The following is a 12,396-nucleotide window of genomic DNA, read 5'->3' on the forward strand; positions in this document are numbered from 1 at the left end:
TGATTCTATCGAAAATCAAGCATCTTCAATGATCACGGGTATATAGTTTTCAATGAGTGTGACCTCTTGTAGCTATATGTACTACAAGAGGTGTAATATCACATCTAATTATTACTGTCGCGTTCTTGATAATGTACTTGCAAATGGACTTGAGCCACATACTCAATTTGCCCTTGACTATTTAGCCTTTCTTCGACTGTGATATATCGCTGTTCTTTAAGGTGGGTTGAGTTTCTATTACTACCGTAGTTTCTAATTAACATAAATTCTGACGCTAGTTCTTTTCCGTTCATACCCTCTAACTCCGCTAGTTTTTCCGCACCTAATTTATAGGCTAGTTCTTTAGAGCTAGTTGCTTGTGTCAACACTGTTGCATGATCAACTCTACTCACGTAGTTACCTCCCGAATACAAAGGCTGAGCGACAGTCACTGCACTAGTGAACAAAATAGAGGTAGTCAGAAGAAGCTTGTTAAGAGTATTCATATGTCTTTCCTTTTTGGTGGTGATGAATTCAATTTAGCACCTTCGTTCTGACTCTATTGGTATCCATTTATGACATCTTAGTCATAATTGTAACTCCGACCACGTTTCCTTTATTAATACGTAAGACAAACTCAACTTAAACTAATGTAGAGGCGTCAGTCGAAAGTTACACCAATAAGCTGTAGAACCTGAATTACCAAAACTAGTAACGGTTGCTTATATAGCCTTTTCTACCTTTCCAAAAATCAGCAGCTAGTGAGCCCTTTATTTGCTAAATCTAAAGCAAAGGCTACTTCAGTTGTAAAGTAGCTCTTTGTCCAATGGGGATAGGAAGGCCTTCCCATTATATAAACACCCTCATGCTCTCCAAATAAATTCAACTCAGTTAACTGAACCTCAGTTTATCGCAACGCTTAGGTCAGCAATGGAGGGCGGATTTATGGCATTTTTATCTTCTTAGTTTTTTTTCTTACCCCAAAACCACCAGACTATAAACACGATTGCTGTAAGACCTAAAAAATTAACTAACATGGTATTACTCCTCATTGGTTGTAGGGGCTGAAGGTGGGGTATATAAGCGCAAGCGGTTCGCATTGGTTACGACGGTCACAGAGGACAGTGACATCGCTGCCCCAGCGATGATCGGACTTAATAGCCACCCTGTGAACGGAAACAGAAGCCCTGCAGCCACGGGAATACCTAAGCTGTTATAGATAAACGCCCCCCACAAGTTCTGCTTAATATTCTTCATTGTGGCAGTACTGATCCCAATCACATCTGAGATGCCGTGGAGCGAGCTGCGCATCAAGGTAATATCGGCACTTTCAATCGCGACATCTGTACCACTGCCAATAGCAAAGCCAACGTCTGATTGAGCAAGTGCTGGCGCATCATTGATACCATCACCGACCATGCCAACAACATGCCCTTTCGCTTGCAACTGCTTAATCCAGTGAAGCTTATCCTCAGGCATCAATTCCGCGTGATATTCATCAACATTCGCGAGTGATGCCACCGCTTTCGCTGTATTGTGGTTATCCCCTGTTAGCATCACGACATGGATGCCTTGCTGATGAAAACGATTTATCGCACTTCGAGCATCATCTCGAATCGGGTCACTGATACCGAACAGCGCTTGCACTTGATCGCCTATCGCAAAATACACCACTGTGTTGGCTTCTTGCTCCCACTGCAATGCATGCTCTGTTACCGATTCAACATTGACGTTTAACTGTTTCATCAGCTTGCGATTGCCAAGCAACACGCGTTGACTCGCATACTGAGCCTGAACACCAAGTCCGGTTAATGACTCGAAATCTGATACTTCGGGTAGGCTCGCTTCATCACGCACCTCACTTTGAGTAAATGCGATTAACGCTTTAGCTAGTGGATGGTTAGACCCTTTCTCCAAAGCATTGACCAGAGGCAGAAGCTCTGAATCCTCTGACAACGAGACAAAATTTGTTACTTCAGGTTTACCTTGAGTAATCGTGCCAGTTTTATCCAATACGACGACATCCAATTCACTGGCTCTTTGCAGCGCTTCTCCATTTCGGATTAGCCCACCAAACTCGGCTGCCTTACCGACACCGATCATGGTAGAAATCGGCGTTGCTAGACCAAGTGCGCATGGGCATGCGATGATCAACACCGAGGTAGCTGCCACTATCATATAAACTAAGGAAGGTTGAGGGCCAAAGTTATACCAAGCCAGCGCTGTCAGAATCGATAGAATCATCACGGTTGGTACAAACACCGAAGACACTTTATCGGCTAGCTGACTGATTGGTGGCTTTGAGTTTTGCGCGTTCGACACCATACTGATGATCTGAGAAAGAACCGTATCACTGCCCACTTTCTTCGCCTCAAAAACGAAACTTCCGTGGTCATTAATCGTCCCGGCAGACACTGAGCTGCCCACTTTTTTAACAACAGGAATTGGCTCTCCAGTGAGCATAGACTCATCAATCGTTGTCTCACCCTCTGTAATTACGCCATCAACAGGGACTTTTTCACCGGCTCTAACGCGAATCAAGTCGCCTGCGACAACTTGTTCAATCGGTAAAGACATCTCTTTGCCGTCACGAATCACCATGGCAGTTTTGACTCTCAAATCAAGCAAACGTTTGATAGCCTGCGAAGTTCTGCCTCGCGCCTTTAGCTCAAGCGCCTGTCCTAAATTGATTAAACCAATGATCATGGCAGTAGCTTCAAAGTAAAGGTGCCTTGCACTTTCTGGAAGCCACTGCGGACCGACTACGACCACCATTGAATAGAGCCAGGCGGTACCCGTTCCCAGCGCTATCAACGTATCCATGTTCGCATTACGGTTCAGAAAGGCCTTCCAAGCTCCAGTAAAAAAGTGCTTGCCCGCACGGACTAAAATGAAAAATGTCACTAAACCTACGGCCAACCATAGAAACTGCTCAGATTGCGTATTGACATTCATTGGTCCGCCGAACAGGCCGTATACCATCAACGGTACGCCGAGACCAAGACCAATAACGCTTTGTTTTACTTTAAAGCGATACTCCTGCGCTTCACGCTCTTCTTTGAGGTCGCTTGCTAACGCCTGATCGACAATTTCTTCTGCGTCATATCCTGCGCCTTGTATCGCCTCAATTAGTACGCTGGCAGGCTGACTTGAAACCACGGTCGCCGTGCGATTCGCAAAGTTCACGTCAACAGAGTCGACTCCTGACACCGATATGAGTGCACCTTCAATCGTATTAACACAACTTGCGCAAGTGACACCGATTAATGACAGCTCAATACTGACATCCACCGCCTGTGTTGTTTTCACTTTATTCGATTTAATGACATCTGTAGTTTGTGGTTGTGTGTCATCAGTACTACCGCTATAGCTTTGTTCAACTAATACGCTTTCAATTTCATCGCCGTTCAAACTGCTATTCACCACTAATGTTTGATTGTCTAAATCAACAACAACCTGAGCGGAGGTATCTAGTTCAACTATTGCATTAGTGATTTTGCCCACACAGTGTTGGCAAGTAACATTCGATACTGGTGTACGATACTCTTGTTGCGTAGGTATTGAAGCCGCATATCCTAACTTTGCAATGACTTCTATCGCGCTTTCTGGCTGCAACGTGGTAATGAGCTCTGCTCTGTTTTTGTTATCATTAATAGTGAAAGATACATCCGGATCTCTTTCACGTAACCCATCTACAATTTTAGCGACACATCGGCCACAATTAATGCCGGAAAGTGCTAGAGAATACTGTGTTGTGTTCATGTTAGTTTTCCTCGGGTAATACTTGATGGTGCTTCTCAGACCAGTCCTCGATTAAGCAACACAATGCGTTGCCGTTGGGCTCCATATCCGGTTTTTCACCCCACTCTGCGTAAGTCGCTTCCATCATGGCTAAATGGCGTTGGTATTCTTCGATCTTTTGCTTGGTTTCTACGATTTTATCCGTCAGCATTTGCCTTACAGCAGGGCAAGGAGTCAGTCCTTGCTCAGAGTAATCAATGATTTCTTGAATCTGACTAAGACTAAAACCAATAGCTCTTGCATGAGAAATGAACTTCAGGCGATTAACCGCACTTTGGTGGTATATCTTGTAGCCATTGTTAGGATCTCGCTCTGCATAAAGAAGACCTTTTCTGGTGTAAAACCTGACTGTTTCAGCAGTCACACCTGCTGCTCTCGCAATTTCAGTTGTCAACATAATCCATGCCTCTGAAGGTTTAGTGCACATGAAACTTTGTTCGTTTTATGTTGCTAGCCAAAAATAAATGCGACTAAAAATATAATCACAAACAACCCAATAAACAGTTTAAGTAACAACTTAGGGTCACTGCTCCCACCGTTTGGGGCTTTGTTACAACAACTCATAACTATCTCCAATTCGTTACCAATGTGTATTAGTTGTAGCTTAAAACCTATGTGTTAGACATAGGTCAAGCGTATTGAGAAAAAATTCAAGAGGAATGTTATTGGTGAGGGATAAATTGGGATCTAATTGCAATAATGTAATGAACATTAACTCTAAATGATCTGGAGGCTCTCCGGATTCAGGTAGTGCCACGAATCGCTTAACCACATAGCTAAAAACACTAGAGTTTCTCAGCAACCCTCCCTGCCCAATCTAAGATTGATTCGATTGGAATACCTGTCGGGTGCCCTTCTACTGACTTAGGGTGAGATATACCAATATGCTTTTTGAAGCCAAACATGGCATCCATTTCTTGTGTTGGCCATCCAAGAGACTTTGTCACCACGCCTATTTTAATTCGAGAAAACTGTTCTTTCCAATTACGAGTATCGTTCTGCCGCACGCATTTGGTTGAGATCCATTTATTCAGGCCTGTTACATCTATCTCAATCAAGTAATTAATATGGCCGTTCCGTTCAACGACAACGCAACGAATCGTTCTCTTGGCACCAGAGTCAATCAGGTGACATTTACTACGCCCAACCTGATCCAGCTCGTGAGTATAAGAATCAATGATTGTACAGGCGTATTTTTCCTCTAGCATTTGCACCATCATGTTAAAGGCCGTAAAGCGAGAGGCATACTCCTCAGACCTATCAGTACCATCTTGCATACCTCCACCCATGTCTGCCGAAGGTATCTCACCATTACTGCCAGGCTCATTGGTACTGACCTTATCACCAGCTTTCTTAGCTGCATCTTTGCTTCTATCTGGTCGATGACTCCTTTTGGGTGTTGTTGCTTTCGACGTTGAAAAACTATTTTTAAACCTTACTGAGCAGGTATTTTCACCTAGCAAGAAGGCGTGGTTAGCATCGGACGCCTCGCGATCATCATCGATAATATGATCTTCTGGGCGCTCATACGGTTCCGGGCCTTCACCACCACACGTTGGTTTTTGACCTTCATCTGGATGCGTAAAAGACGGGTTATGGAAGTAGACCCGAGACGGCATTTGAGCATTAATTTCAATATCTGTGATCTTTTCCACCAGAAAATAGCGACCACTTGCATCAAGCCTGCCTTCGTATTCGAAAGACCATCCAGCCATTTGTGGCGGATCAAAGTGAAATAGCCAACGCTTATACCCCGCAGACACATCTCGTTCCTTTTCGACGTTGAAATATCTAAAAATCGACTCAAATGAACGCTTTGCATTGCTATCAATAAGCAACCAGCTCAACATTGCTCTCGTTTCTGAATCATTGAATGCCGAAGGAGGAAAGTTTGATGTTTGCAACACTTCGATATTGGCATAGTCCTCCTTGGTGTTTACTTCGACCTTGAAGTCTGTAAGCAAACGAGAAGACATTAATGACGCTCGCGATAAGTACGAGCTGGCATAAAATAGGACCCTTGCCAGCTCAAGCTGAGGAATAACCAGTGTAGGGGCAGCGCCTCGGTCTAATATAAATGCATGTTGCTCTGACTCTTTCTTTCTCAAAGACTCTGCTGACTCTGAGTCAGGGAACTCACTCAAACTACTGTGTCGAAGGAACTCATTACTTCTAAATTTGTGACTTCCTCGTTTAGCGTAACTTTCTGATAACCCTCTTTGATTAATTATTTTTCCTCGATACAAAGCAGGAACGTTAGAAAATGCAGTCGCATGAAAATTATTTTTCTGCTGTGGTGGATAGCACCAAACTTCAATTGAAGGCCGGTAAGACGAATCACTTGTTCGTACTAATACTTTACCTGTATGGACTATACGTACATCATCGTCACACTTGTAAAACCTAGCTCCCATATCATTTCCTTATTTGATGTTTGATCCTATAACTACCCAGTCGAGCAAATCGTCAACGATTGGCAGTATTCTTTCTTTCGGGAGACTTGCTGAACGCATCAATTTCCAGCGACTCATTCCTGAACCTTTTTTTGATTTTGCAATTACTGCCATGACTAGCCGACGAGCTTGAAACTCAAAGACGCTTTCTTGATACCGATTCACAGTAAGAGATAGTAAGGGTAATAAGTTCAGTTTTTTGCTCACCGAGCCGTAATCATCTAGCTGCTTAAGTAAGAAATTTTTGCTTCTTCGAGGGCCATCAATAACGGTATCTAATCGTTCGACAATCCTAATAAGCTGCTTAGTTAGTGAGCGGTCTCTTGCGTTCCAATCTACTTTTTTCTGCCTTACATGAGATTGGGATTGATGGACTCGATTGAAAGCTAATAGCCAATCTCTATCATTTCGGTAAAGCCAAGCATACAGTGCACCGCCACCTCGAAGTTTGCGTGCTTTCTTAATCGGGGTCTTCCCTATTAAGTCACGCCACTGATTACGTTTTTTCTCATTAGAGTTTGGCACAAGATGAACGTTGTCCTTCGAGAAGGATATCGTCACTCCCTCTTTTGATTTTACTTCTTTGATGATTTCACCAACCGACATTTCGGGAATAAAAGCAGACCAAACCATTAAGTGCTGTAGGTAGCTAAAAGCTTTACGATGACGGCGAAACAACGTGCGAAGCCAGTTAGTATCTCTATCAGAATTGATGGTTAGCTCAGGGGTAACGATCTTGCTTACAACTAAGTCTGCAATCTTATCGTGAGCAACCTGTTTAGGACCTTTTCCACACCCAAAGTCGTGTGCTAGATGATTGTAGAAAAGGCTCCATTGATGCTGAGTCGGGGAGTCTTGGGCTGGTAAACACATGACCTCTTTAGCTTTGCTAGCTAAGTAAGCAAACCGCTGCGCTGTTACATTATGGTCGTTACATAAAAGGGGCTGACATCGTATTCGGCTACATGCATGGTACGTGTGCCTACTGTCATGGTAAGAGGTTGTCGATTGACTTAGAAGTCCATGCTTAGGGCAGTAAGGTAAAGATGGCAAAAACCACAATCTAGACCAATAACTTTCCCCATATTTTTGCTTTTGTTCCGCGACACAAGCTGGGCAAACACAAAAGTTATCCGACGTTTTTACAATAGAAGCTGGGGATCCTAGCATTAGATGAACAGAGCCCTTAGCGCAACGTTCCATTCGCTCCATCGCTCTAATCCTAATGCTTTCATCAACAAAAGGAGCGTAAATCGGGAACATTGTATGTTCATAAATAAGCTGTTGGACGTCAAATCGTCCCGTATTAATGAGCAGCTCTGATATCGACGATAAATGACTAGGCAGATCAATTGTCGCAATCACTTTTCTGTCACCAAACACTTCACTTAGTAGCTGTTTAGAGCTTGTTATCGCACTGCGAATTCCAGCTCTAGCTACCAAGCTATAGATTAATTCATCTGGGTATGGCACAGGGAAGCAGCGCAATATTAAACCACCTTTTCTAGCAATGACTGAATGTCTAAAATCAAACCCGACTTTGACATTGCGGTGTACACTTCGCTATCAGAATCAGATTGAGAGTGAACAAACCTCAAATCCTCACTATCAAGGGTATGCCATTGCGTCTGTTTAATTGAGGATGCCCTCTTGCCCTTACTTGACTTAGCCTCTGTTTTAGATTGTGTCTGTTCAGGGCTAATGAGTTGCTCATGTACCAGTGGCAGTAAGCTGATCCACGTCAAATCAGGATGTAGATCAAATAGCTGTCGTATTACAGGAGCCAAAAACGTTGAATCAAACTCATCTTTTAAGGCCATATATACACGCCGCTCTTCATCGGTTCTGAGTTGTTGATATGCAAACTCCTCCGGCGTCTGCTGAACAGTTGTTGCTACCTGTTTTTGCAGCTCAAGCAACCTTTTATCAGTGTTGCTTAGTTTAAGATCTGAAAACTTAATCATTTCTTCGGCATCACCCGAGCGAAGAGCTGCTAGCATTGGGTGAACAGGTTTTAATTCATCCTCGTAAACCTGTTGCATTAATTTAGGTGTGATCCTTTCTACTTTTGTCGCGATTGCTCTCAGCTGACACAAGACATATAGCTTAACCACAATATCCAAGACACCTTGGCTTAGGTCATACCATAGAGAACGAATGTCATCCGACAACACCTCATCACGTTTTTGTAGCCATTGAAGAGTCCATAACTTATCCGTGAGCGCTTTCCATTCTCTTCCTTCTTCCATTGGATCCCAAAAAATCGCTCCAAGACCAGAGCCTCGCCTTGCAGATCTCATATCAGCCTCAAATATCTCGCGGGCTCGTGGTGTTCCAACCAAAATCACAGGAAGGCCAATGGTATTTACTAATGTCACAAAGAAATTAAGCATTTTCTCAGAGCCACCAGAGCGAGAACGGCTAAGGTGCTGTATTTCGTCAATAATAAGAACACCAACTGCATGAGCGTTTGCAACCTGAGCCATTGCAGCTAAAAGTGTTTCAATACTCGGTCTTTTGCTCATCGAGTATTGTCTTTCGTAGTTGGATGTCCCTAATGCTATATCCATCGCACGAAAAAAGTTCAAGCACAGCTCTTTCAGTGATCCATCATGGGAGCAGTCAATTTTTAGATAAACGACTTGCTCAAGATTTCTGTCAGGGTGGTAAATAACTTGAGGGTATAACGACAAAAGCTGCTTGATCGCCGTTGTTTTACCATTTCCGCTACATCCAATCAATGTCATGCTTTGGGCTGTAGAACTAACTTCCGTGAACTTTATCGCCTTCAAATCACCAGATAAAACACGCTCGTAACCATTTTGTATATGTCTTGCCCAATCACCTGTTTCGGGATTTCTTCCAACATAGCCACGCCGTATCATCAATGAAAGTCGTTCATGCAACTGTATGTGCTGACTGAGGGGCTGGAAAAAATCATCAATAACACGACAGATACTATGCGCTCTTTCGATGCCATTTCGATGGATATCTTCTGCGGCACACCTTAACGAGCCCTTCAGAGCAATCGAGTCGTCTAGGTAACTATTTATCGGTGGTAATGCCTCTATCAGCGGGTTATTTCGATAAACTGAGAGCGTAGCACTTTGATAGACGGCTACTACACGATGATCTTGGCTTTTCTTCATCAGTTATCATCCTCATCATCAAATAGCTCCGGAATGAAATCAGGCAGTTGATAACTTTCCTCCTCTCCCTTTATAGGTATCACCGACGCGACTTCTTCTTGTTTAGCCCTAACTGGCTGTATTGCTAACTCCTTTCTCTCTTGCTCTCGAACATTCCGTTTATTGCCTTTGATGTCATTTATCTTTTGCGCGTTGCTCAGTGTACTGGTTTTACGATTCTTTGTAGCTTTCTTCAGTTTCTTTTCAAGAAGATCATCAAAATCTCGTTCTACGGTTGCAAATTGATACTTAGCTTCAGCTAAAGTCTGCTTTTGAGCTGCTTGACGTTCCCATACTTGATACCAAGTTAGATCACGGAACTCTCTACTTCGACTAGAAAGATCACAAACCCAAAATGTATTTTTTCCTTCTTCAGGAAACAGATATATGTGATTAGCAGAACCAAGCTCATAGGCTGCAAATAGTTTTTTAGGTCTAGATACTTCCGAAGAACGGTGCATCCAACCTGTCTGAATAATTTCTTTTCCTGTGTAGGTTAATCCCCATAACTTTACGCCTAACTCGGATACAGTGACCTTTTGACGCGGTAACAGCAGTATCTTTGCAATATCCGTATCGATGGCTCGTAAGCGCCCAGTGCGATGCTGTAGTCCCCATCTCCAAAGCTCAATAGGGATCGATGGAAGGCCTTCTGGCATATCAGGAGCACGATCGTACTTTTCTAACGGTTTGTTTAAGTTGTGAGCAAGTATTGAATAGAGCAGTATTTCAATAAAATCTGATCTCGCCACAGCAGCTTCAACTCTATAATCTCTTTCACCATGCTTCTTAACCTTGTTACCAGTTACGACACCTGGCATATAGGGCTTAAACTGAGCTTGCAACGTGCCAAATGATCTCTCTACGATACCTTTGGCGTCACCCCGTCGAGGGGGAGCACTTTCAAGGCGAACTCCTATAGCATCAACCAAATAATTGGCTTGATGGCTCATCAATTCACCGCGATCGGCTAACAGAACATCAGGAATACCTACACATGGCCACTGCTCTTCAGAAATATCGATACCATATTCTGCACAGGCTTTTACTTTGCTATCAAAGCTGCATATCAGTGCCTTCATTGCAACGGGAAAAGATGGGTTATCGAAACCGATATAAAAGCCAGCAACCATGCGGCTAAAAACATCAATGACCATATAAATTGTCGGCCGACCAATAACCTTGTCCGGGTCATCGTCATCTACTAGGTAAATATCGGCGATGGTAGCATCAATTTCGTATCGACTACCTGGGCCTAACGCTTGCTCGGTAGCTGTGCCATGAAGTGGTCTAACGTCTTTGTTGTAATTTCCTTGAGGCGTCTGAACAGTGAGCTGAGTGGCCTTTGTATACTCGGTTTTGTAAAAGTATTGAAACTGACGAAGTGTCGGAATTTCATGCTCTTCAGCTTCAGGGTGTTTGAGCTTGTAAGCCTTAGTAAACTTGATATACGAATACCGAATTGAAAAGCCTTTATCGTTCATCAGATACTTATCACAAATGATTCGAAATTGCTTTCTGACACTTTCGGTTACAGGCTCTCCGCGACCAATGCCATATATCCTCTGTCTACCAGCTTTGCTAGTCGTGAAGTTTCTTCTTTTTCCACCTGCACCAGAGTTTTTATAATCAGGTAAAAGAGCATTCTTAATCTGACCCCTTTGCCAATAGCGCCTTAAGAGTCGATAGATCGTAGGTTTTCCTTTACCCGATTCAGCAATAACCTGATTAAGCCTGCTCGCTCGAACTCGCTTGTCAAATGCCTCTTCGCCTTCAACGATAGGCTTTATCAGTTCATAGTTGCGTTGGCTTTCCAAATAACTACTAGATGCTTCGTCCCAAGACTCACCTTGGAGGTATGAGTAGGGGTCAGGGATCTTTTCTAAACGCCCCTCATCAGTCCAATTGAAGCATTCATCAAAATAGACTCTTTCAGGTAAACCTTTGTTCTCATCAATAGCAATCCAATAGAAGTAGCTTGTCTCAGTAAAAAGAATGCGATAAGGCTTGCCATCAAATGATAGGGTTTCATTAACTCGCCACATAGCTGTGCCCCTCATCAAAAGCTACACCTCTAAATACAAGGTCTCTTGCTCGCAAGCTATGAAAAGGATATCGAATATCAAACGTGATAAGCCTAGCAGCGCACATCAATCGAAGATCGAACATAGAGTCTCCTAACTTCTGTCCATAAGCCAACTCATATTCTTTTGCAATTTCAACCACTTTTTTGTCAGGAATGCGAGAGAAATAAGCTTTCATGTGGTTAAACGTTAGCAAAAGCTCATCGGTAATCAATTCATCGAAATACCCTTTGACGCCATATAGCCACTCAATATTATCCACAACGACTTTATCTATTTCTTTTTCCGTGACTAGGAACCACGGGATCTTTTTTAACTGCCAATAACGACGTTCAATTTCAAGTTTTTCGATAGTTCTTGAATCTTTAAGGGCATTTTTATACTTGGCTTGGATAACAAATCTAGGCTGAACTTTAGAAGAGGTGTTGACAAAAAAGTCTGACGACATCACTTGATTAACCCCATTTTGTGCAGGGTGCCAAAGCTGATGTTCCTGGCAGATATTTAGCGTGTCATCCCTATTGAGTGGAAACTGCTCACGAATGTCAGTTACGGCAGGGTTATGATCAAGAAGGAGAAAAATAGCGAATTCAAGGTCCGATAGCACATGATGAATGCGGCTCGTTAGGTGAGAGTAGACTCTTTGAGATCTACCTTCGGATGGAACCTCATTCACGTACAGCCACGGTTTATAGTTAGAAAGCTTTCCTGAACCTCGGCCTTCTTTAATCCGCCTGATGATTTGTTTTTCAGTTAAAACATACTTTGATTTTGCCATAACAAAAACCCGGTTAACTTTTAATCAGCTTAACCGGGTTTAAAAAGTTTTCAACTTTAATGTCTTAGTTTCAAACTTTATTGTTTAGTTTCAATCTTTATTGTCTTACGACA

8 protein-coding genes and 1 pseudogene are annotated in these 12,396 nt (G+C 42.9%); all 9 read right to left on the reverse strand.

The features are described from left to right. Positions 1-104 precede the first annotated feature (104 nt). Positions 105-485, reverse strand: a complete 381-nt coding sequence (locus R7H07_RS22245; protein WP_025767049.1) for a DUF3316 domain-containing protein — start codon at positions 483-485, stop codon at positions 105-107. Positions 486-1,020: 535 nt separating this feature from the next. Continuing rightward, positions 1,021-3,741, reverse strand: a complete 2,721-nt coding sequence (locus R7H07_RS22250; protein WP_042522399.1) for a heavy metal translocating P-type ATPase — start codon at positions 3,739-3,741, stop codon at positions 1,021-1,023. A 1-nt stretch (position 3,742) separates the two neighbouring features. Beyond that, complete coding sequence (locus R7H07_RS22255) at positions 3,743-4,177, reverse strand: MerR family transcriptional regulator (RefSeq protein ID WP_042522401.1); 435 nt, start codon at positions 4,175-4,177, stop codon at positions 3,743-3,745. Positions 4,178-4,565: 388 nt separating this feature from the next. Continuing rightward, positions 4,566-6,194 (reverse strand): Tn7-like element transposition protein TnsE, encoded by a 1,629-nt coding sequence (locus tag R7H07_RS22260; protein ID WP_053303324.1) that lies wholly within the window; start codon positions 6,192-6,194, stop codon positions 4,566-4,568. A gap of 9 nt (positions 6,195-6,203) precedes the next feature. Further along, complete coding sequence (locus R7H07_RS22265) at positions 6,204-7,106, reverse strand: TnsD family Tn7-like transposition protein (RefSeq protein ID WP_230623497.1); 903 nt, start codon at positions 7,104-7,106, stop codon at positions 6,204-6,206. A gap of 156 nt (positions 7,107-7,262) precedes the next feature. Further along, positions 7,263-7,706, reverse strand: a pseudogene (locus R7H07_RS22270) (TniQ family protein); the annotation flags it as partial. A 17-nt stretch (positions 7,707-7,723) separates the two neighbouring features. Beyond that, positions 7,724-9,382 (reverse strand): AAA family ATPase, encoded by a 1,659-nt coding sequence (locus tag R7H07_RS22275; RefSeq protein WP_053303325.1) that lies wholly within the window; start codon positions 9,380-9,382, stop codon positions 7,724-7,726. Then, positions 9,382-11,466: a DDE-type integrase/transposase/recombinase gene (locus R7H07_RS22280; RefSeq protein WP_042522409.1), complete on the reverse strand. Its 2,085-nt coding sequence runs from the start codon at positions 11,464-11,466 to the stop codon at positions 9,382-9,384. The genes R7H07_RS22275 and R7H07_RS22280 overlap by 1 nt, the downstream gene beginning before the upstream one ends. Beyond that, on the reverse strand, positions 11,453-12,283 hold the full coding sequence (locus tag R7H07_RS22285) for a heteromeric transposase endonuclease subunit TnsA (RefSeq protein ID WP_042522411.1): 831 nt from the start codon (positions 12,281-12,283) through the stop codon (positions 11,453-11,455). The genes R7H07_RS22280 and R7H07_RS22285 overlap by 14 nt, the downstream gene beginning before the upstream one ends. Between the last annotated feature and the right edge of the window lie 113 nt (positions 12,284-12,396).

The sequence above is a fragment of the Vibrio sp. Vb1127 genome, assembly GCF_033338735.1.
GTDB lineage: Bacteria > Pseudomonadota > Gammaproteobacteria > Enterobacterales > Vibrionaceae > Vibrio > Vibrio alginolyticus.